The sequence below is a fragment of the Labilibaculum sp. genome (assembly GCF_041595635.1).
In the GTDB taxonomy this organism is placed as follows: Bacteria; Bacteroidota; Bacteroidia; order Bacteroidales; family Marinifilaceae; genus Labilibaculum.
Window position 1 is genome coordinate 20,623 of record NZ_JBFHJW010000038.1, and the last position, 20,498, is coordinate 41,120.

The 20,498-nt window shown below is 36.3% G+C and carries 24 protein-coding genes and 1 pseudogene; 11 read left to right on the top strand and 14 right to left on the bottom strand.

The genetic code is table 11. The annotated features are described in order from the left end of the window. The first annotated feature begins 128 nt into the window (after positions 1-128). From ABYT26_RS11530 to ABYT26_RS11575, 10 genes are all read left to right on the top strand, one after another. A complete protein-coding gene (locus tag ABYT26_RS11530; protein ID WP_372754008.1) occupies positions 129-893 on the top strand; it encodes an SDR family NAD(P)-dependent oxidoreductase in 765 nt (254 codons plus the stop codon). A 135-nt stretch (positions 894-1,028) separates the two neighbouring features. Next, entirely contained in the window at positions 1,029-1,433 is a 405-nt protein-coding gene (locus tag ABYT26_RS11535; protein WP_372754010.1) for a DUF134 domain-containing protein, read from the top strand. Positions 1,434-1,437: 4 nt separating this feature from the next. Further along, a complete protein-coding gene (locus ABYT26_RS11540; RefSeq protein WP_372754012.1) occupies positions 1,438-1,755 on the top strand; it encodes a NifB/NifX family molybdenum-iron cluster-binding protein in 318 nt (105 codons plus the stop codon). Positions 1,756-1,768: 13 nt separating this feature from the next. Further along, a complete protein-coding gene (locus ABYT26_RS11545) occupies positions 1,769-1,954 on the top strand; it encodes a DUF5320 domain-containing protein (protein WP_372754014.1) in 186 nt (61 codons plus the stop codon). A 14-nt stretch (positions 1,955-1,968) separates the two neighbouring features. Beyond that, positions 1,969-2,157, top strand: a complete 189-nt coding sequence (locus ABYT26_RS11550; protein WP_372754016.1) for a DUF5320 domain-containing protein — start codon at positions 1,969-1,971, stop codon at positions 2,155-2,157. Between the two features lie 167 nt (positions 2,158-2,324). Further along, positions 2,325-2,663, top strand: a complete 339-nt coding sequence (locus ABYT26_RS11555) for a NifB/NifX family molybdenum-iron cluster-binding protein (RefSeq protein WP_372754018.1) — start codon at positions 2,325-2,327, stop codon at positions 2,661-2,663. A gap of 2 nt (positions 2,664-2,665) precedes the next feature. Continuing rightward, entirely contained in the window at positions 2,666-3,514 is an 849-nt protein-coding gene (locus tag ABYT26_RS11560; RefSeq protein WP_372754020.1) for a DUF89 domain-containing protein, read from the top strand. Between the two features lie 2 nt (positions 3,515-3,516). Continuing rightward, the gene (locus ABYT26_RS11565; RefSeq protein WP_372754022.1) at positions 3,517-4,386 is read left to right on the top strand and encodes a P-loop NTPase; all 870 of its coding nucleotides are present in this window, start codon (positions 3,517-3,519) and stop codon (positions 4,384-4,386) included. Position 4,387: 1 nt separating this feature from the next. Further along, the gene (locus ABYT26_RS11570) at positions 4,388-5,275 is read left to right on the top strand and encodes a P-loop NTPase (protein WP_372754024.1); all 888 of its coding nucleotides are present in this window, start codon (positions 4,388-4,390) and stop codon (positions 5,273-5,275) included. Between the two features lies 1 nt (position 5,276). Continuing rightward, complete coding sequence (locus ABYT26_RS11575) at positions 5,277-5,687, top strand: acyl-CoA thioesterase (protein ID WP_372754026.1); 411 nt, start codon at positions 5,277-5,279, stop codon at positions 5,685-5,687. Between the two features lie 100 nt (positions 5,688-5,787). Here the strand turns inward: ABYT26_RS11575 and ABYT26_RS11580 are convergent, their stop codons facing one another. Continuing rightward, positions 5,788-7,416 carry a SulP family inorganic anion transporter gene (locus ABYT26_RS11580; RefSeq protein WP_372754027.1) on the bottom strand — a complete coding sequence of 543 codons (1,629 nt, stop codon included), beginning with the start codon at positions 7,414-7,416 and terminating at the stop codon, positions 5,788-5,790. A 403-nt stretch (positions 7,417-7,819) separates the two neighbouring features. On the opposite strand from ABYT26_RS11580, the gene ABYT26_RS11585 reads away from it, so the two are divergent. Further along, entirely contained in the window at positions 7,820-9,058 is a 1,239-nt protein-coding gene (locus tag ABYT26_RS11585) for a threonine/serine exporter ThrE family protein (protein WP_372754029.1), read from the top strand. Between the two features lie 46 nt (positions 9,059-9,104). Here ABYT26_RS11585 and ABYT26_RS11590 read toward each other — a convergent pair whose 3' ends face one another. The 13 genes and pseudogenes from ABYT26_RS11590 to ABYT26_RS11650 all read right to left on the bottom strand — a co-directional run. Beyond that, the gene (locus tag ABYT26_RS11590; RefSeq protein WP_372754031.1) at positions 9,105-9,338 is read right to left on the bottom strand and encodes a hypothetical protein; all 234 of its coding nucleotides are present in this window, start codon (positions 9,336-9,338) and stop codon (positions 9,105-9,107) included. 276 nt (positions 9,339-9,614) lie between these two features. After that, positions 9,615-11,108 carry an aryl-sulfate sulfotransferase gene (locus tag ABYT26_RS11595; RefSeq protein WP_372754033.1) on the bottom strand — a complete coding sequence of 498 codons (1,494 nt, stop codon included), beginning with the start codon at positions 11,106-11,108 and terminating at the stop codon, positions 9,615-9,617. A gap of 175 nt (positions 11,109-11,283) precedes the next feature. Then, positions 11,284-11,604 carry a hypothetical protein gene (locus ABYT26_RS11600; protein ID WP_372754035.1) on the bottom strand — a complete coding sequence of 107 codons (321 nt, stop codon included), beginning with the start codon at positions 11,602-11,604 and terminating at the stop codon, positions 11,284-11,286. 287 nt (positions 11,605-11,891) lie between these two features. Further along, positions 11,892-13,412: a peptide MFS transporter gene (locus tag ABYT26_RS11605; RefSeq protein ID WP_372754037.1), complete on the bottom strand. Its 1,521-nt coding sequence runs from the start codon at positions 13,410-13,412 to the stop codon at positions 11,892-11,894. Positions 13,413-14,140: 728 nt separating this feature from the next. After that, entirely contained in the window at positions 14,141-14,299 is a 159-nt protein-coding gene (locus tag ABYT26_RS11610; protein WP_372754039.1) for a hypothetical protein, read from the bottom strand. A gap of 45 nt (positions 14,300-14,344) precedes the next feature. Further along, positions 14,345-15,016 carry a radical SAM protein gene (locus tag ABYT26_RS11615; RefSeq protein ID WP_372754041.1) on the bottom strand — a complete coding sequence of 224 codons (672 nt, stop codon included), beginning with the start codon at positions 15,014-15,016 and terminating at the stop codon, positions 14,345-14,347. A gap of 166 nt (positions 15,017-15,182) precedes the next feature. Beyond that, positions 15,183-15,743 (bottom strand): DUF169 domain-containing protein, encoded by a 561-nt coding sequence (locus tag ABYT26_RS11620; RefSeq protein ID WP_372754043.1) that lies wholly within the window; start codon positions 15,741-15,743, stop codon positions 15,183-15,185. Then, entirely contained in the window at positions 15,719-15,910 is a 192-nt protein-coding gene (locus tag ABYT26_RS11625; protein WP_372754045.1) for a hypothetical protein, read from the bottom strand. The genes ABYT26_RS11620 and ABYT26_RS11625 overlap by 25 nt, the downstream gene beginning before the upstream one ends. A gap of 463 nt (positions 15,911-16,373) precedes the next feature. Next, a complete protein-coding gene (locus ABYT26_RS11630; RefSeq protein WP_372754047.1) occupies positions 16,374-17,381 on the bottom strand; it encodes a zinc-binding alcohol dehydrogenase family protein in 1,008 nt (335 codons plus the stop codon). Between the two features lie 581 nt (positions 17,382-17,962). After that, entirely contained in the window at positions 17,963-18,391 is a 429-nt protein-coding gene (locus ABYT26_RS11635) for an acyl-CoA thioesterase (protein ID WP_372754049.1), read from the bottom strand. A 190-nt stretch (positions 18,392-18,581) separates the two neighbouring features. Further along, complete coding sequence (locus ABYT26_RS11640; RefSeq protein ID WP_372754050.1) at positions 18,582-19,562, bottom strand: chorismate synthase; 981 nt, start codon at positions 19,560-19,562, stop codon at positions 18,582-18,584. Positions 19,563-19,615: 53 nt separating this feature from the next. Next, positions 19,616-20,065, bottom strand: a complete 450-nt coding sequence (locus tag ABYT26_RS11645; RefSeq protein WP_372754052.1) for a DUF523 domain-containing protein — start codon at positions 20,063-20,065, stop codon at positions 19,616-19,618. A 43-nt stretch (positions 20,066-20,108) separates the two neighbouring features. Next, positions 20,109-20,498, bottom strand: a pseudogene (locus ABYT26_RS11650) (hypothetical protein); the annotation flags it as partial.

Consider the following 20,498-nt stretch of genomic DNA (forward strand, 5'->3'; position numbering starts at 1 on the left):
TGATGTGTTGAGGTAGATTAACTTTCTAAATAGGCTTGGAATGCTGGTTTGCATTGCTATTGGGACAGGATAGTTGTAAATTGTATGAAATCAATTCAAATAATTTTAAACCAAAAACGGAGGTTGTGATGAATGGAAATAAAGTGTCCCCTGAAGGTAGGGTAGCTTTTGTTAGTGGAGCAAACCGAGGAATTGGGAGAGCAATAACCATTGAGCTACTTGAAAAAGGAGCAAAAAAAGTATATGCTGGAGTACGAAATTTGAAGTCTATGGATGATCTTAAACCTGAATATGGAAATCGTTTGGTGCCGGTTTTTTTAGATTTAAGAGACGATCGATCAATTATTAAAGCAACAAGAATTACCAAAGATGTTGAAATTTTGATTAATAATGCGGGAGTGTATGAAGCGGGAGGATTCTGCTCGGATGATACTTTGGATAGTATGGCCGTTAATTTTGAAGTAAATGTTTGGGGCTTGGTAAAATTAACTGTTTCATTAATAGATCGTTTGAAGCAAAGAGAAAATGCAGCTATTGTTAATGTTTCTTCGGTATTGGGATTGGCAAGTATGCCTGTTGCTGGAGTATATTCTGCCTCTAAGGCTGCAGTTCATAGCATTACACAAAGCTTAAGGGGCGAATTGTTCCTTACAAATATACTTGTAATGGGTGTGTATCCGGGACCAATTGATACGGAGATGACAAAAGATCTGGAAATGGAAAAAGATTCACCTGTAAATGTTGCCAGAAATGTTGTTCAAGGCTTGATTGACGGTAAGGAATATGTTTTTCCTGATATGATGTCGAAACAGGTTGGAGACCTATACATGACCGAGCCCCTAGTAGTTGAAAAACAGTTTGCTAATTTTGTTTCATTGGAGGAAGAGGTATAAATTTGGGAAATAAGAAGTTAAAAAGGAATAGAGGCTGATAAAGCCTCTTTTTTGCACATAAAAGTCTTATTTTAAAAAAACTAAACATTTGCGAAATGAGAATATTCTCATTATATTTGTTGTAAATAAAGTAATATGCCGAGAAGAATTAGATTAAGAAAAGTGGTGTCGCCTCCCCGGTTTAAGGGCTACAGACCTTTTGGAGCAAGTTCAAAAAGTCGAAAATCGATTGATTTATTGTATGAAGAATACGAAGCTTTAAAATTAGCTGATTACGATTTGTTAAATCATAAAGAGGCAGCTGAATTAATGGGTGTATCAAGACCTACTTTTGCGAGAATTTATGAAAGTGCGAGAAGAAAAATTGCAAAAGCATTGGTTGAAACATTAGATATAAATACAGTTTTTGGAAATGTTATTATGGATAAAGACTGGTTCTTCTGCTCAAAATGCAATGCACGATTCAATATTCCAGATAACATGAGTCAAGAAACTTGTCCGGCATGCAAGTCTAAACAAATTGAATTAATAAATAAATAAGCATATGAAGACGATTATTACATCAACAGGAAATGAATTGAATTCAATTTTCGATTTGAGATTTGGAAGAGCCGGATGGTTTTGTTTGTATGATGACGAGACTAATGACATTAGTTTTATCGAAAATGAGAACATCAATTCGAATAGTGGGGCAGGCACAAAAACTGTTGAGAAAATAGTAGAATTGGGTGTCCAAAAAGTAATCTCTGGTGATTTTGGACCTAAAGCAAAAAAATTGCTTGAAAAATTTAAAGTCCAAATGGTAATGTTACAAGATGATAAAAGTTCTGTAAAGGATATTATCGAGAAATTAAAATCGTAATTAAATTATTGTTATGCCACATTTAGATGGAAAAGGACCCGAAAGCAAAGGCTCTAAAACCGGAAGAGGATTGGGGCAATGTTCAGATGTAGATCAAAATACCTTAATAAAAAAGTTGGGTAAAGGTTTGGGTTTGAAACGAAAAGGTGGATGCGGTGCCGGAAAAGGAAAAAGATTACAAAGCGGTAAATCTGTTTAAAAAAGGAGGTAAAAATGCCTGGATTAGATCAAAAAGGACCAGAGGGTAAAGGAGCCCGAACTGGTAGAGGAATGGGCCGTTGCAATAGCAATAGGTCAACAAATACCGATAATGAAGATCAAAGTACATCTCCAGAAAGAGGACGTGGACTTGGTATGCGACGCGGTGGAAGGAGACAAGGTAGAGGAGGAATGAATAATTAATTATTCTCTTCTGCTTTAAGAAAAGAATCCTAATTGGAAAAGCACAAGAGGTTGACTAAAGTCACTTTAGTGGTGGATGGTAGTCAAACTTCTTGTGTTTTTGACTATTACAATAAAAACAATTGATGTTCAGGCTTTGGGCTTGATTTAATTTTAAAAGAATACAAATGAAAAAGAAAATTGCAGTTCCTGTAAAAAACGGAATTTTAGATGGACATTTTGGTCACTGTTCTCATTTTGCACTAATTGATGTAGATGATAAGGCAATAATAACTGAAGAACTTGTTGCGGCACCACCACATGAACCAGGATTATTGCCTCCATTTTTAGCTAATTTAGGCGTTACTGATGTTATAGCTGGTGGTATGGGAAATCAAGCTATTCAAATTTTTAACAAGCACAATGTGAACGTATTTGTTGGAGCTCCACAAAAAGAGGCCAAAGAATTAGTCGCTGGTTTCCTGAATGAAAGCATTGAGTTTACAGCGAACTATTGCAATCACTAAATATGGATAATCGGTGTTTGACTTGTCATATGAAAACTGTTGGTTTGCTTACTGATAAGTTCAGCCTTTCAGAAAAAGTAGCGTGCGAATTCTCGTCTGAAGCAGAACATCTGCTTGCCAATTGCAGGCATCTTTCAAACCCTAATTTGGCTTTATTGATTCATCGTTTGGCCAAAAAGAAAATTCAGAATGATGATTTGTACACGGAAGAGAAAAAGCACGCAAATAGCATTCTCTCTTCGCAGTATGAAAAGTGGAATGTCTTTATTAATGAACAGAATAATTCTTTGGCCTTAGCTGCTAAACTTGCTGTTGTTGGTAATATTATTGATTATGGTGCGCACACGGTTCCTTCAGATATTCCAGCAACTATTAATGATCTATTGGCTCTTGATTTGGAGATAGATGATAGGGCAGAACTATTTGCTGCTATTCAAAAGGCCGATTCCGTTTTGTATTTAGGCGATAATGCTGGCGAAATTGTTTTCGATAAGCTTTTTATTCAATGCTTAAATCATCCAAACCTGGTGTATGCTGTTCGGGGAAATCCAATTATTAACGATGTGACTCTTGAGGATGCAAATCAGGTAGGAATGCAGGATGTTTGTCAAGTCATTTCTAATGGTTACGATGCTCCTTCAACCTTGGTGGAGAATTGCACGAAAGAGTTTCAGGATTTGTATAAAAATGCAGATGTTGTGATTTCGAAAGGACAAGGAAACTTTGAAGGTTTGATGGATGAAAAAAGGGAATCTCTCTATTTTATGCTCATGGCTAAATGCGATGTAATTGCTGAAATGTTAGGAGTTTTCAGGGGGAGTTTGATCATCAAAAATAATAGAAAGAGGTAATTATGTCATTAAAAATAGCCATTGCAAGTGGCAAGGGAGGAACAGGTAAAACAACTGTTGCAGTGAATTTGTTTTCTTTCATTTACGAAAATTGGACACATAGTGTACAATTGATCGATTGTGATGTTGAGGAACCCAACGATCTTTTGTTTTTTCAGAATTTTTCGGTGAAAAGCGAAAAAAAAGTGGAGCAAATAATTCCTCAGATTGATACTTCGAAATGTACATTTTGCAAAAAATGTGAGGATTATTGTGAATTCAATGCCATTGTTATGGTACCATCGATGCAATATGCTACTGTAAATAAAGATTTGTGCCATTCTTGTGGTGCTTGTTTTGTGGCTTGTGAGTTCGATGCAATACACGAGGTAAATAACAATATAGGAACAGTAAGTAGCTGTTTGGTGGACAATGATAGAAGTGTAATGGAAGGAAATCTTCGGGTAGGATCACCTTTGCAAACCATGTTGATTAAAGATCTGAAAAACAATTTGGATGGAGAATATGATATTCTTATTTACGATGCTCCTCCGGGAACAAGTTGTCCTGTTGTAGAGACCATTTCGGATGCCGACTATGTGATTCTTGTAACGGAACCAACTCCTTTTGGAGTGCACGATTTAAAATTGACTGTTGATTTGTTGCGCGAGGTAAACAAAGATTTTGGGGTATTTGTGAATAAAGCTGGATTAGGCGATTCGGAAATTTATGAATACCTGAAAGAAGAAGACATAATGCTATTGGGTGAAATTCCCTTTAGTAAAGAATATGCGAGTTTATATGCCAAGGGTAAAATTGTGAAGAGTGTTCCTATAGAGTTTGCAAAAGAGTATCGGAAAGTAATTGAGTATTTGAAACAAAAGATGAATTAGTATGAAGGAGATAACGATTCTTAGTGGCAAGGGGGGAACAGGAAAAACCAGCATAACGGCGGCTTTGGCTTCATTAGTTCAAAATACTGTTTTTGTAGATGCTGATGTTGATGCAGCAGATCTTCACATTATTTTTCAGCCAGAAAACAGGGAAATTCATGTGTTTGATGCAGCTTGGATTGCATCTATAGATACCGATTTGTGTACCAATTGTGGATTGTGTAAAGAACATTGCAGATTTGATGCTATTGGCTACAAAATGGATGGAGGATTAGAAATTGATCCATTTGCCTGTGAAGGTTGTCGCCTTTGCGAACGTATTTGTCCAGCTCAAGCTATTACTTCCAAACGAAGTACGAACAATCATTGGTATGTATCCGATACGCGTTTTGGTCCGTTGGTTCATGCAAAAATGGGACCTGGAGAGGAAAATTCTGGCAAATTAGTCACTCAAATCCGCAAGAGCGCAAGAGAGATTGCTGTGGGAATGAATGCCGACTTTATTGTTAATGATGGACCTCCGGGGATCGGCTGTGCTGCCATTGCATCTATTACGGGAACTGATGCCATTGTTTTGGTTACAGAGCCTAGTAAATCAGGTTTTCATGATGTATTGCGTTTGGTAGAATTGATTCAATCATTTGATATTCCCATGTATGCTCTAATCAATAAATTTGATATCAATTTGGAAATCACAGCTCAAATGGAACAGTTTTTCGCCAGTTCGAAGGTTAAATTAATGGGAAAAATTCCTTTTTCAAAGGAGTTGGTTTATTCCATGGTGGAGAGAAAAACAATATTAGAATATAATCAGAATTCGGAAATTGGACTTATACTTTCAGATCTTTGGAAGATAATTGCCAAAATGGAGAGTAAAATAGAACAGTAGGATGATTGAAGGAGAATATAAAATAAGACCTAGATATGATGAGGTCGACCAAATGGGCTATGTATATCATGCCAATTATGTAAGCTATTGTCATCAGGCTAGAACCGAGTTGTTGCGACAGTTTGAGATAAACGATAGAATATTGGAGGAAAACAACATTATGCTTCCGGTGATTGAAATGAATTTAAAATATATAAAACCTTCTGGATACGATCAGGAATTGACCATTCATACCTTTATTAGAGAACTACCAAATACACGTTTTAGATTTGAATTTGTATTCGAGAATGAAAATAAAGAGAAAATATGTCAGGCGAGTACAACGGTGGTTTTTGTAGATAGATTGACGAGAAAACCACAAAGAGTTCCTGATATGATTTTGAAGGCCTTACAAACTGCAGTACTTAATTAAATGATTTTTCATGTTTTATAGTTGAGCTTTTTAGGATGAAAAAACCGGAGTCTGAAAGAAAATTTCAAGGCTCCGGTTTTTATTATTATAAAGCGATATTTTATATCAATGTTTGGGCTCTTTTGACTGCATCGTCGAAATTATCGAAAATATGTTCTTCGTTAATCAGATGTTGAATCTGACTGTTGCGAAGTTCTTTCAGTACATCAGCATTTACTCCCGATAAAATTACTTTTGTTTTTCGTCTTTCCAAATCTTTAATGATTTCAGTGAAATTACGTACCCCAGTATTATCCATAAAGGGAACGTGACGCATACGAACGATAAGTACAGAAGTAGAACTCTTTAAATCTCCTAGTAGTTCCTGATATCGTTTGGCTGCAGCAAAAAAGAAAGGTCCACTTATTTCATAAATCTCAATTTCTTTTGGAATTTGACTGTAAGTTTGAATTTCATCTGTTTCCAATTCGGGTTGGAATACGCCGTTTATTTTAGACATACGGTACATGAAGATCAAGGAAGCCAATACAATTCCAATTTCGATGGCAACAGTTAAGTCGACTAAAACAGTAAGGAAAAAAGTGGTTAGCAACACAATGATATCGAATCTTGAGCCTTTTAGAATAGAACGGAACGAACGCCATTCACTCATATTATAAGAAACTACAATTAGGATTCCAGCCAAACACGACATGGGAATTAGTTTTGCCCATTTACCAAATACTAACATGATGAGTAGTAAGGTGAAGGCGTGAATGATACCTGCCACTGGAGTTCTACCACCATTTTTAACATTGGTAGCCGTACGTGCAATTGCTCCTGTTGCAGGAATACCTCCAAAAATAGGAGAGAAGATATTGGCAATACCTTGGGCAATTAGTTCGGTATTGGAACGATGGTTGCCTCCAATCATACCATCGGCAACCACAGCAGATAATAGTGATTCAATAGCTCCTAAAATTGCAATGGTGATAGCAGGTTGAAAATAGTTGGGTACATTTGTCCAATCGATAGCAGGCAAACTGAAGTGAAATGAATTTGGAATGCTGCCGTAAACTGTTTCAATGGTATTCACAGGAACATCAAATATTTGAACCAATGCAGTCATTAGGATGATTGCAATGAAAGAACCAGGAATTTTTTTGATCCACTTGCCCGCAAAGACGGTTAAAAGAATGGTGCCGCCACTTATGGCTATGGAATAGATATTAAGACTTGATAGGTTGGTGAAGTAACAGCTCCATTTGGCAAGAAATTCGGAAGGAACTTTATCAATTTGCAGACCAAAAGCAGCTTTTATTTGGGTAGAAAAAATTACCAGGGCGATACCTGATGTAAATCCAACTATTAATGGATGAGGAATAAATTTTAGGACTGATCCCAAACGAAGAAGACCAAAAATGATTAGGAAGATACCTGCTAGAAAAGTAGAAATCATTAATCCATCAATTCCATATTGTTCCACAATTCCATAAACAATAACAATAAAAGCACCAGTAGGGCCACCAATCTGTACACGACTTCCTCCCAAAAGGGAAATAGTGAAACCTGCAATAATGGCTGTAATAAGACCTTTTTCTGGTGAAACACCCGAGGCAACGGCAAAAGCAATGGCTAAAGGAAGGGCTACGATACCTACAATAATTCCTGCAAATAGATCCCTCTGAAAGGCTTGTGCATCATAGCCTTTTAGTACAGTGAATAATTTAGGTTTAAAAATAGAGTTCATCTGATAAAAATTTGGTTGTTAATGATTATCCCGATTAAGATCAGGAGAAAACGACTCAGTTGAAGTTCATTTGACATAGAGAACTTGTGGCATAAGCTTCGTTTCATTTATTGATTTGATTGTTTGAAGCTGCAAAAGTAATGCATATTGGCTCTCGTTATCCTCGATTATTGATAAATTTTTTATGAGGATGGAAAAAATAAATTACAGACCAAAGTATCTGTAATTTTTTACTGGAAAATATGCCTTTGTAGCGTTCTAATTGATTGTGTTTTACCGTTCTTGTATCTGCTTATTTTTTATTTTCATAAATAATGTAGAAAAGTAGGTTTAAACATTTGCTACGAACAAATAAATTGTACTTTTGCAGCCGTTTATTAAAAATTAGTTTTAAATCATCATCATGCATGTCCCAGGACAATACAAATTCATAGTGCAGTTAGGTAAGGCTTTGCATACCCACGGGGTCCCTTCGTACAAATCGCAAATATACCTTACCGATATAGCAGAGAAAAAGGGGATTAAAGGGAGTTTTATGGATACTCCTACCTGGATTAATTATGTGTTTTTTGAGGAGGAAGAGCAAACCTATAACTACGTGGAGTGTGTGCCACCTGGTGAATTAAATTTGGGGGCTTTATCGCGTATCGTTGAAATTACCAATGATGTAATTGATAACAGAAGCACCTTTTCGGAAGCGAAGCTAGCTATCTCTGATTTAAAAACAACTACCTTTGGTTTTGGAAAAGTAGCCGAGTTAATTGCTTATATGGTTTCGGCAGGCTCCTTCAGTATGATTTTAGATACTAGCTGGGCTTCGACAATTACTGCTTCTTTAATTGGGGCTATTCTTTTTGGGTTAACTATTTTGGCTCGAAAGTCGGGTTACATTCGTAGTGCATTGGAATCTTTGGTTGCCTTTATTGCGACTATAATTACCGGTTTGCTTTCTATGTATTTTCAGCAGATCGATATTTCCATGACCATTTTGGCTTCTATTATTGTATTTATTCCTGGTTTATCCATTACAACAGCTTTGGAAGAAATTACTTCGCGGAGTTTGGTTTCGGGTACTGCAAAACTTTTTGATGCATTGGTTTCTTTGTTTAAGCAGTTTTTTGGTGTTGTTTTGGCATTGGCCATTCTGCCATTGTTTGTCGATTTGCAGCCTAATCAGGCAGTGAATGATGTTCCTGAATCTCTTGATTATATTGCTATTATGGGGCTGGCCTTTGGTCTGTCGGTGGTTTTTAAAGTGCGACGTAAAGATATTATTTATTGTGTGATGGCTGGTTTTGCTAGTTTTTATAGTACTACACTTTTTGCTTTTACCGGACTTTTGGTGAGTATTTTTATTGGAACCATAGTGGCAGTAAGCGTTAGTAAACTCTTTGGTAAAATTACTAAAACGCCTCCTTTGGTATTTTTAGTGCCAGGAATTGTGATGCTGGTACCAGGTAGTAAGGCATTTATTGGTTTAAGTAGTTTTTTTCTAGACGCTCCGGGAGTTGAGAACAATACAGGAGAGCAGGTTTCCTACATTTTTATGGGCATTATCGGTGGACTGATCTTTTCGGGCAGCTTTATGGATAAAACGATTAAAAAGGCCTCTGCGAAAAGTATGTTGCGAACTCAACAATAAAACGCCACCACAAAGTTTATTCTTTTTTCGTTGCAAGGGTTCTGTTTTAGCCCTTTACCTGATTTTTCCAACTGATATCACAGGCTTCATTTAAGATGTTGTAAATATCGTATTCCGAAAAGCGAGTCTGCGTTACTAAGCCTTGGCGGAAATCGTCGGCATACATATTCATGTAGGAAGAGTTGCCATCTGAACCTAGTAGATGATTGAATTTTTTCAAGAGTTCTTTTAAAATTTCTTCCTTACTCGACTCTTTGTTTATGTTGAGTAAGTTGAACATGCTTATTGATTTTTAATAAGTGCTGCGAATTTAATGATTTTTTTAAAATGGCTGATAAGAGGCTTGCTTGAGTATGATCAGTTTTACAGCAATAAATTTTGAGTAGAAAATTAGTTCTGTTTTATTCTATAAGACCTATTAATTCTTGCCGATATGATTTGTATTAAACCGAAAGCGGAGTACATACTATTGTAGTAGGTACTCCGCTAATCTTGTGCAAAATTTGTGATATAGTGTTTGCTATTCTAATTTTTCGAGAAGCTATACAGCTACTATCTAATCACAATCGGAACAGTCGTAATCTGAACCACTTTCAATAGTTCCCTGAGAAGTTAAATCGTAATAGTCAAGTCCAGCATAATCGGTACCATAGCGGTTACAGCGGAAGGTCAGATTACTGCTAGGAGTATCATATTGATCAAGAATACCAGTTGCATCAACAGGATTGATGTATTCCCAAACAATTTCGCCATCATAAGTAACTTCATAAAATGTTCCACTCATTCCTTCACATATCATGGTATTTCCATTTGGAAGACGACGTGCTCCTGAAATCATGGATGAATAAAGATCACTTGGAGTATTTGCCATATAGGTCCATGTAAAATCTGTTGGCAAATAAGTACTATCACTTTGAATGGAATAGGAACCATCAGTATTTACATTCGTATTAATAACATTTACTGTTGAATAATTACTAGTTGCATAGTAACCTGCCTGATTGTTAAATACCATAACCTGACCTCCATCTTCATAATCATCATCAATCCAATTTGCATCATGTTGTAAATAAAGCATACGATCGTTTTCGTCGCCTCTATCATAAGTCTGTGGATTTCCCCAACGATAAAGAATATCACCGCCTTTTCCATAAGTTCCTCCTGAGTGCGATGCAGCTTCTTCTGTTGTAGTCGAATGGTCAAGAATCCAGAATTCACTAAATAAACGGCAGCTAAGAATAATCTGATCTAAATCAGCATTATAATCCACAGCATTACAGTGTAACCAATCAGCTTTATATTCCTGATCAGCACTAGTATCATAGTTTAAGTTCAGTAATTGAGGATTATCTTCTACTATACCAAAATTTTCTTCATCTTCATTTTCATCCTGAATTAAATGATCCCAGGCGTCCCATTCCCAAACAATAGTTCCTCCACTGCCCGCGGCTAAATCTGGGTCTATTTCTAAAATTCGCTCAGACCAGAGTGCCTTATTGCCAGAGTACCCTGCGGCAATCGCTTCTGCAGCGGTATGCTTTTCCCAAACCATTACCAAAATATTACCTGTAGCATCAATATATTCAGCATCATGATGCATAAATGTTGTAGAGGTGTTTACCTCATAGTACCATACAAGTTCGTCATCCGAATCAATCATTTCCACTCGACCGGTTTCTCCACCACCTTCGTCAAATTCACTATTTACAGGCGTTACAAATACGGTATGTAACAAGTTACCATTTTCCAAAAGATATGCCGCCTGTGACGTATAATCGGAAGACCAGGTTTGTACCAATTCTCCACAGTTATTAATTAAATAGGTAGTTGAGCTACTAAGGGGGTAGAACAAGGTATAGCCATCATAGGCATCGTCGGTACTTAATAACAAACCAACTGTGTAATCATCGTTTATGATTCCATCAGAAGTGTCTTCTGTTTCTGTTTCTGTTTCTGTGGCATCAGTATCCTCAACCGTATCATCATCGCAATTTGTAAGAAATAATATGCTAAACAATAATAAAATAATTTTAAATGGACTTTTATTCATTTTTTAGATAATTGTGGGTGTATAATGTATTATTAATTGATTTTTCTTTTCTTGCAATTTGAGCAAACTTATCCTCATGATGAATATCATCTTTTTCATTATGGTTAAAATTATAATGAGAAATTGCTAAAATACCACTTGCTCATTTTTGCTAGGTATTCATCAATGCTTGTTACTAGTTTTGTGGTTTTTGATCTTTAGGAGCACCTTGTGGTTTAGGGGCATTTTTTAATTCATCAATGTCTAAAAAGCCATCGCTATTTGTGTCAATCTTTGAAAAATCATTTTGTAAAGGTCCTTTTACTTCACTTTCCGATAATTTTGCGTCCTTATTGGTATCCATTTCAGACATTAATTCAGTTGCAGTTGGCATTTTCCCCCCGCGATGTTCACCATTTCCTTGGTTCTTTTTGTTGTTTGGCTGAGAGCCACAAGCAGTAAAAATGGCTAATCCTATGGCAAGTATGCCAATTTTAGTTAATCTTTGATAATTCATAATTCTTGTTTGTAGTTAATTGGATGTAGTGGGTTAAACTCAACATCTCTTAATTGTTCATTTATAAATTAATTTTGTGACCTAACTGTAGGTGTATATATAATTTTCTGAAATTACTTTAATTTGTGATTACAAAATTATATAGACAATTAATAGCGAGAAAATGAAATCAATAGAATTGATCTCATTTTCTACAGAGGGTAATATTTGATCTACGAGTCAGATATTAAAAAAATAAAGCCCACTGAAATTAATCAGCGGGCTTATATATTTTGAATTAACTATTCTTAGTTGATTCCTTTCATCATCTTACTTAACCAAGGGCCTAAAATGAATAATAGTACGGTAGCAGCTCCAGTAATTGCAGCTACAAACCAAAATACATTTACAGGTTGTCCTGAGATAACTTCCATAGATTTTGATAATTTCTCCATTTGCGAAGCTCCGAAGTTTCCAAATGCAAAAGAGAACATCCAAACACCCATCAAAGTAGAAACTAATTTTGGAGGAGCTAGTTTTGTTACCATCGATAATCCAATTGGAGAAATACAAAGTTCTCCCATGGTAAAAATCAAATAAACTAAAGATAACCAGAGAGGAGATACTAGAACGAGACCTTGTGCACCATTTGAAATACTGTCAGCAACGGCCATTACAGCTGCACCTATAGATAGCAACATCATTCCCCAAGCAAATTTAAATGGGGTTTTGGGATTTAATTTAACTTTATCGAGTTTAAGCCATATTATTGAAAATAGAGGAGCAAGAATCACAATAAAAATAGCGTTAATAGACTGAAACCATGAAGCTGGAATTTCAAAACTACCCATCATTCTATCTGTGTTATCGGCCGCAAACATATTAAAAGTAGTACCGGCTTGTTCAAAGCCAACCCAGAAAAATATATTAAAGAAAGCAAGTACCAAAATAACTGCAACACGAGCCCATTGATCTTTACCTTCAGTACCTCTGAAGATAGAAATAGTTAGGTATACTGCAGCAATGGCTCCAACAATTTTTGGAATTAAATCTTGAGAACCTTCTGATAAAGCAGCCCAACCTTTCATAAATCCAATCACACCAAAAACAATAACGAAAACATATAGTAAGATTTTTCCCCAATCAATAGTGTGTAGTCTGGTTATTCCATCTTTCATTTTAGGAGGTAGTCCAATATGTCCTAATGTTTTTTCTGCTCTGCAAATAAACCATGTAACACCAATAAGCATTCCAATACCAGCAGATAAATAACCAAATTCCCAAGCAATTTTTTCACCAAGGTAACCTGCTACAAAAGGAGATAAAAATGCACCTAGGTTAATTCCCATGTAAAAAATAGTAAAACCACCATCTTTACGTGGATCATTATTTTCATACAAGTCACCAACTATGGTTGAAACATTGGGTTTAAAGAAACCGTTACCCAATATTAAAACACCTAAACCAGCATAAAACCAAAACTGACGAGATTCAATATTATCGCCAGGAATAGCTGAAGCAGCTAACATAAACTGTGCAATAGCCATGGTTAAACCACCAATGTAAATGGTCATACGCTGCCCTAAAAATTTATCGGCAAGAATTCCACCTAATAAAGGCGTCACATAAACTAAACCAGTAAAAATACCATAAATGGTAAAGGCTTCTTCTCGATCTAATCCGAAACCTCCTGTAGCAAATTCGGCTGTTAAAAATAGCACTAAGAGGGCGCGCATCCCATAGTAGCTAAATCTTTCCCACATTTCTGTGGCAAATAATGTTGACAATCCCATAGGATGTCCAAAAAATGCTTTGTCCTGATTGCTCATTGTTTAATTATTATATAAATTTTAAATTATTAAGATTCTATGTTAGGATAGTTGATTGTATTTCTACGACGCGCAAATATAAAGAAAATGTAGCTTTTATATACTGTTTTTTCTCATGTTAGTGGACAAATGTTAATTTTTTGAAGGTTTTTCAATTTCAAGGGTGTAGACAAAAAAAATCTATTTGGACCAATAGTACCCCCTATTATAAAATGAGGAAAAATGATCAAAATGGCTTAATGATGAATGGTTACCCTCTTTTAAATTTATCTGAAGAGTGTTCTTAATTAACATTAAATTAGAACTTTACTTGGTAAACGGTTAAATTGCTTTAGCTATATTAGGGATTTTCTTCTACCATTTAGGCGCAGTTTTATTCTTTCACATTTGAAGGATTGTAAGCCTGAAATAAACTAAGAATCAATTTTTATATGTTAGCGAGTTTTTTTTGTTTGATTTTTATGTTTTTATAGTTTTTAGCTTCAAAATATAATATAGGGATACTGCTGAATCTCCCGGATTATAGGGAAAAAATCACACGATAAATTCGAAACTAATTCATAAAAATAAATTTTAGTAAGAAGGTAAGAGAGCAGTTTCGACCTTGGGTTTTTACGAAAATGCGGTGTGGAAATTTAATGATAAGATTAATATACAAAAAGAACGGACAGTAGTTTGTGTTGTCCGTTCGATGGGGTTAGAATTTATTCATGTGTTTACTATGTTTATTAAATAGAGTGTCTTTCTGGCACACTATTTAGTATTGTCTCATTCGTTTGTGAAATAAGGGAATTAACCTTATCGATGGCTGCATGTTTGTCTCTTGGCAATTGAGCATCGAAACTTACCGAGTTTATGATATGAATGCCCATATAGTAGGTATCCACATCTACCAGCTCTAGTGTTTTTTTTTGTTCCTCGAGTACTTCTCTTTAGCTAGCCATTTCGAAAGTTTCTGCTTCAATATCTTTAGCTAGTTGGGTTCCCTCATTTGCGTTCAGACTTGTTGGCACAATCCCTAAAGGTTTCACCTGATTAATCAGCTTCGCGTTTGCTTCGGCATTTTCACTTCCTCGTCCTTTGCCCGCAGCACCAAACATAAATCCATAGAAAAATGTAATGCCTGCCTTATTCAAACGTTCTAACTGTTCGTAGGCATCGGCAAGAGAAGCGCCCTTGTTTAAGTAGTCGAGCGCATCGCCCAAACCAGTTTCTACACCAACCCATAAATCACCAATACCCAGCTTTTTCAATTCCGACAGCTCTTCGTCGGTCTTGCCCATAACGTTATTAATCGACGCATACATGGTAATGATCTCTACCTCGGGCAGGTATTTGTGAATCATTTCGGCAACTGCCTTTAAGCGATTCCCTGATAGAACGAATGCATCTCCATTAACCAAAAAGATTCGCTTTACGTTAGGATAATTTGCTTGTGCTTCCTGCAAATCTTTTTCCACCTGATCCATTTTATCAACTGAAAATTTCACATCGCGATACATGGTACAAAAGGTACATTTGTTGTGTGCACATCCTACTGTCACTTGCAGCAGGAGTGTATTTGCCTCGTAGGGAGGCCTGTAAACGGGTCCTGTATAATTCATCTCTTTTTAATTTGATTCAGGAATCAAAACAAGCTAGTGGCTACTGATTCCCGATCGCTAACTTGATATGCTAATTTTTAAGTAATTATTTTTTCTGTTTGTTCGATAAGTTCTTGAATGGCTGCCTTGTTATAAGCATCGGGATGAGTTTGGGCATAAACTCCATTTATTCCTGAACAGGATACCAAGCTTCGAATAATGGAGTAACATCCATATCAGCTTCCCCAAACGGCCCCATAGGATATGATAATCCGTTACCCTTTAAAGTTTGTAAGCCTTTTAGGGTTGTTTCCAACTTATCGGCAGGTATTGCAATTACCATTTCATCATTGTTTACCAAGCCAAAACCTCTTTTTCCCACACAAGGCAAACAAAGTGAAGGTTTTCCGGTAACTACGCTACGTGGTAGTGCATCTGCACAAGAACCTTCTCCAGTAAAATCACCCTGAATTCTCTCTCCGGTAAAATACTGATAATCATTCATTAGGAATGTTATTTGAGCCCCATTTGCATAGATCAAAACATAATCCGGGTCAATTTTTTCTTCTAGCGGACTATATGCCAAGGCTTCGATAGCGGATGGTTTTGGATAGCTTACTAATTCTTTTTTTGCTGTTTCGGCATTGTCGTACCAAAATCCGGCAAAACCTTTTGCTTCGCTGTCAATCTGATTCTTATCGGTAGGAGCCAATCCTTGAATTCTTAAACAACGGTAACGCAATTGCATTTTTTCAGCCAGGGGAGTTGCATCATCGAAGGTAATTCCAATGGTTTTTCCAATCCGGAAATATCTTTTAAACCATCTTTATTTTCCATTCTTTTGATTGCTACAATTTTAGTTTCAAGTTGTAGTAATTCTGTTAAAGTGTCGTTTACTTCTTTCCAATTTGTCATTTTGTTTGTTTTTTTGAGTTTGATAAAATATTGTTTGATTATTGAATTGCAGACTAATCAAATATTCAGGGAGATCGTGTTGATTTTCCAGATTGAATTAAAACCGGTTTTGTTGGCATTCCTAAATCTTTTTCAATGTATACCTGTGCCTAAGTTTATCCAATTAGTTTCTCGTTTATGAATTATTGATAATGCAAATTTAGGCAACAGGAAGAGGTAAAGTATTGTAAGAAAAACACCTTTAATTGTATTTATATTGGTTGTTTGTGCTAGTGTTCGTTTAAAATATTCTTATTAGCATGTTTTGATGATATTTATACTATTACAATCACTGTGTAGCTAATATGAGTACAATTAGTAGGGAGGCGGAATCAAAAAAAGACCTGACAGGTTCTTAAAAACGAGTCAGGTCCAATATCACTTTAAAGTGAAAATCTTATTTTTTTGTCTTTGCTCTTAATGTTTAGGCAAATCCATTCAATACATTTTTACCAATCACACGGCCACTTTCTTGCTGAATGTGAGCTTCTTTTAATGTATCTACCGAGAGTAAACCCAAATTATTGGTCATGGTAGAGATCAATTCACCTTCGTCGATCATTTTCGATACTCGATTTAGTAGCTCGTGTTGTTTTTCAATGTCATCTGTTTGAAACATAGAGCGTGTGAACATGAATTCCCAGCTGAAATGGAGTGCTTTTTGTTTTCCCTTAAGTATATCTATTGATTTTGGATCGTCGATTAAGGCCATGTGTCCGCGAGGTTTTATCAATTCAACAATAGCAGGAAAATGTTGCTCGGTTCCGTTCAAGGAAGCCACATAACGAGGTTGTAGTCCCAATTCTTTTACCTGATCAACCAAGGATTCACGGTGGTTAATTACATGATCGGCACCCATTTTTTGAGTCCAGGCTATGGTATCAGGGCGCGAAGCAGTTGCTATAACGTTAAGTTTAGTTAATTTCTTTGCCAATTGAATCAGTATGGATCCAACACCACCAGCACCACCAATAATTAGTAAACTTTCGCCTTCTCCTTGTCCTTCAGCTACTCCAAGAGATTCGAAAAGCAGTTCCCATGCTGTAATCGAAGTTAATGGCAAAGCAGCAGCTTCGGCAAAGTCCAGTGATTTTGGTTTTCTGCCCACAATGCGCTCGTCTACGGCATGAAATTCCGAGTTGGTACCGGGACGGGTAAGATCGCCAGCATAAAAAACTTCGTCGCCAACTTTAAATTTGCTGACTTTACTCCCTACTTGTTTTATAAGACCAGCAGCATCGTAACCAATAATTTTAAGGCCTGATTCGGGAGCTACGTTGCTTCGTATTTTTACATCAACTGGATTCATTGATATGCCTTTTATTTCAACTAAAAGATCACGAGCACCAAGTTCTGGAATAGCTGTTTCAAATTGAACGAGTGAGTCGGCTGCACCGATGGCTCCGTTTTTTTTGTATCCTATTGCTTTCATATTGAACTGTATTTGTAAGATTGGTAAAATAACTTTTAAGACTCTTAATAACTGATTTTCTTCACTTCTGAATTACAATTACAAATTTACATCATTCTGTCATTTGGAACATGGTATTGATGCGGGGTAAAATTGTAGGGTTAGAGGTTTTTTTGGGAAAGATTTGAATAATTCCAGTAGTTTTTGATGAATATCGCCTATTTACCCTATTTACCCTATTTGGCATTAGGTATTCCAATATAATTACAATTAAGAGTAGGAATGCTTTAAATAGAAATTCTAAGGATATTTCTCTTAGTTTTGCAAACTAAGGTTTTGCATTTCTAATGCTAATTGCTTCTGCATGTATTTTTTCTGTTCCGAATCTAATTTTACTATACGATTGAATTGTATAGGAGGAAAAGCTTGCCAAGTATTTTTATTACATGAAGGCGCGCAAAACATGCTGTAAAAGTTTCGTGTAAGGAATCGGATCAATTGTGAAGAACGCTCAAAGGGAGGGAGAAGGTTCTTTCAATTCCTACTTGCTTCTTGCAATTTATTAATTCTAAACAAGTAGGATGGAATATCTTTTTTATGGTCTAATGTTCGACAAGATCTTTTTGTGCTTTCTGCCATGCTTCCAGCAATCGTTCTGGTGCCAAAGAAGGTCTTTTTCTTTCTAAATTATAAAAACAACCTACTTGTTTTCCCTTACAGTGCAGCACTTCTCCGTTTTTAATTTCAAACTCCATTTCCCATTTGCTGGAACCCATATTTTTAATGGTACAGGTTCCAATAGGATGATCGTGAATGGTGAGAGGTGATTTATAGTTGGCCTCTGTTTTTATCAAAATAGGAGAAATTCTGGTAGCAATCATTTCTTCGTATGGATAATGTTCTTCTAGGAATAACATTCGCAAATCTTCAAACCAACGGATGTATACAATGTTGCTTACAATTCCCATCACATCAATATCATAGGCTTGAATTCGGATGTTCATTTCTACCTCCATTGGCTTATTTGTCATATCTTACGTATTTTACTGATTTGTGAGTTGAATAATAAAAATAATAATATTATTGCTAATTAGAAAATAATAAGTGAAGCATTTACCATTTATTTGCGATCATTTGGAAGGATAGTTTTGAAATTTAATGACATTGATAAACCCCACAAAATATTTTCTATGGGGCTTAATTATATTTTGAAGATTGTGCCTAGATTCTGGCTTTGTAAAGTAATTTAAGATCGGCTAAAGCAATTGCTGTAATTGCCTCAATAATTACCGGAACACGTAAGGCAATGCAGGCATCGTGTCGACCTTCAATCAGTAAATCTTCTACTTTGCCTTTGGCAAAATTCATGGTTTTCTGATTGACACCAATCGAAGAGGTTGGCTTTATGGCAACACGGAATACCAATTCATTTCCATTGGTGATTCCTCCGTTAATTCCTCCGGCATGATTGGTCTCGGTTTTTCCACTTTCATCAATGAAATTATCGTTGTGTTCTGAGCCTTTCATTTTTGCAGCAGCAAAACCAGATCCGAATTCAATTCCTTTGGTAGCAGGAATGGCAAAAATCAGATGGGAGATCAGCGATTCAACAGAATCGAAGAAGGGTTCTCCATAGCCGATAGGAAGATTATTGGCTTTGCATTCTACGATTCCTCCTACAGAATCGTGTTGTAGCAATGCTTCCTCAACGGCAGCATCGAAATCGGTTTTTCCGCCCACTTCGGTAAGCTTGGCATCAATTTTTACGTTGCCTAGAATTTTCTTGGCAACCACTCCAGCAGCGACTATTCCAAGGGTAATTCTTCCCGAGAAATGTCCTCCTCCAGTATAATCGTTGTGTTTTCCAAATTTATGCTGAGCCACAAAATCGGCATGACCGGGACGTGGACTGTCCAATAAATTACTATAGTCTTTCGACTTGGTGTTCTTATTATGGAATAGGATGATTAAAGGAGCTCCGGTAGTTTTTCCTTCGAAGGTTCCACTCAATATGCTTGGCATATCGGCTTCTATTCTTGGAGTTGTCCCTCTTGCGCCTGATTTTCTGCGGCTTAAATCCTGCAAAAGATCTTCATCGCTAAGGTCGATTCCTGAAGGACATCCATCAATCGTTATCCCAACACCTTTTCCATGAGATTCTCCAAATATGCTTAGTCTAAATATTCTTCCAAAATTATTCATTTATTGTCGTTATTAGAATTCAATCATTAGTATTTGGTGAAAATAGCTAATGTTTAATTTTTAAGGTTAAGTATGGAATGAAAATTTTCTTCATTCAGTATCTGTACTCCATTTTTCGCTAGTAGATAAGAGGTAATCCCGTTGCCTTTTGTGTGTTTCCCTGTGAAACTACCATCGTATATTTGTCCGTATCCACAAGAGGGACTGTTGGCTTTTAAAATTGCAATTTTGCAATTTAGGGCTTTTGCCACATTTACCACTATTTTTGCTCCTTTGGTAAATTCTCGAGTATAGTCATTTTTATCTTGACCAATTACTTTAAATTCATTATTGATTTTAACCTGTTCGCAAGGTATTCTTGGTGTAGGTAAACCTCCTAATTCTTCAGGGCAAAGAGCGATGGCTTTATTTTCAAGAACGAGCTTTTTTATTTCTGCTACTTCGTTGCTTTTTCCATCGTATCGGCATTTACAACCCGCTAAACAGGCACTAACAATTATCATTTCAACAATTTCAATTGAGTCTCTATTCAATTTTTTTATCTATTTACACAAACTGACTATCGAAATAAAATTGTGCGACACCACCACCAATTTTGCGTAAATCCGTAAAGAATTCAGGATAGGATTTAGCAACGCATTCGTGCTGACCAATTTCAATAGGACTAGGAGAGGCTAATGCGACCACGGCAAGAGCCATGGCGATACGGTGATCGTTATTGCTTTTTGCTAATCCACCTTCTACTTTACCACCCGGAATGATCATTTCATCGCCTTCGATGCGAATAGGAACTCCAATTTTTAAGAATTCTTTCTTCAGCACTAAACCACGATTGCTTTCCTTATGCTCTAAGCGGTGTACTCCTTTAATTCTGCTTTCTCCGGTGCAATGAGCTGCCAGGGCAACTAAAGGAGGAAAAAGGTCAGGACAATGGGT

Coding starts and splice junctions, on each gene's coding strand:
- ABYT26_RS11535 (WP_372754010.1), top strand. CDS start 1,029: ATGCCGAGAAGAATTAGATTAAGAAAAGTGGTGTCGCCTCCCCGGTTT.
- ABYT26_RS11640 (WP_372754050.1), bottom strand. CDS start 19,562: ATGAATAATTTTGGAAGAATATTTAGACTAAGCATATTTGGAGAATCT.
- ABYT26_RS11585 (WP_372754029.1), top strand. CDS start 7,820: ATGCATGTCCCAGGACAATACAAATTCATAGTGCAGTTAGGTAAGGCT.
- ABYT26_RS11550 (WP_372754016.1), top strand. CDS start 1,969: ATGCCTGGATTAGATCAAAAAGGACCAGAGGGTAAAGGAGCCCGAACT.
- ABYT26_RS11620 (WP_372754043.1), bottom strand. CDS start 15,743: ATGCAATTGCGTTACCGTTGTTTAAGAATTCAAGGATTGGCTCCTACC.
- ABYT26_RS11560 (WP_372754020.1), top strand. CDS start 2,666: ATGGATAATCGGTGTTTGACTTGTCATATGAAAACTGTTGGTTTGCTT.
- ABYT26_RS11545 (WP_372754014.1), top strand. CDS start 1,769: ATGCCACATTTAGATGGAAAAGGACCCGAAAGCAAAGGCTCTAAAACC.
- ABYT26_RS11540 (WP_372754012.1), top strand. CDS start 1,438: ATGAAGACGATTATTACATCAACAGGAAATGAATTGAATTCAATTTTC.
- ABYT26_RS11530 (WP_372754008.1), top strand. CDS start 129: ATGAATGGAAATAAAGTGTCCCCTGAAGGTAGGGTAGCTTTTGTTAGT.
- ABYT26_RS11590 (WP_372754031.1), bottom strand. CDS start 9,338: ATGTTCAACTTACTCAACATAAACAAAGAGTCGAGTAAGGAAGAAATT.
- ABYT26_RS11565 (WP_372754022.1), top strand. CDS start 3,517: ATGTCATTAAAAATAGCCATTGCAAGTGGCAAGGGAGGAACAGGTAAA.
- ABYT26_RS11635 (WP_372754049.1), bottom strand. CDS start 18,391: ATGACAAATAAGCCAATGGAGGTAGAAATGAACATCCGAATTCAAGCC.
- ABYT26_RS11595 (WP_372754033.1), bottom strand. CDS start 11,108: ATGAATAAAAGTCCATTTAAAATTATTTTATTATTGTTTAGCATATTA.
- ABYT26_RS11625 (WP_372754045.1), bottom strand. CDS start 15,910: ATGACAAATTGGAAAGAAGTAAACGACACTTTAACAGAATTACTACAA.
- ABYT26_RS11570 (WP_372754024.1), top strand. CDS start 4,388: ATGAAGGAGATAACGATTCTTAGTGGCAAGGGGGGAACAGGAAAAACC.
- ABYT26_RS11605 (WP_372754037.1), bottom strand. CDS start 13,412: ATGAGCAATCAGGACAAAGCATTTTTTGGACATCCTATGGGATTGTCA.
- ABYT26_RS11645 (WP_372754052.1), bottom strand. CDS start 20,065: ATGATAATTGTTAGTGCCTGTTTAGCGGGTTGTAAATGCCGATACGAT.
- ABYT26_RS11615 (WP_372754041.1), bottom strand. CDS start 15,016: ATGAATTATACAGGACCCGTTTACAGGCCTCCCTACGAGGCAAATACA.
- ABYT26_RS11575 (WP_372754026.1), top strand. CDS start 5,277: ATGATTGAAGGAGAATATAAAATAAGACCTAGATATGATGAGGTCGAC.
- ABYT26_RS11600 (WP_372754035.1), bottom strand. CDS start 11,604: ATGAATTATCAAAGATTAACTAAAATTGGCATACTTGCCATAGGATTA.
- ABYT26_RS11580 (WP_372754027.1), bottom strand. CDS start 7,416: ATGAACTCTATTTTTAAACCTAAATTATTCACTGTACTAAAAGGCTAT.
- ABYT26_RS11630 (WP_372754047.1), bottom strand. CDS start 17,381: ATGAAAGCAATAGGATACAAAAAAAACGGAGCCATCGGTGCAGCCGAC.
- ABYT26_RS11555 (WP_372754018.1), top strand. CDS start 2,325: ATGAAAAAGAAAATTGCAGTTCCTGTAAAAAACGGAATTTTAGATGGA.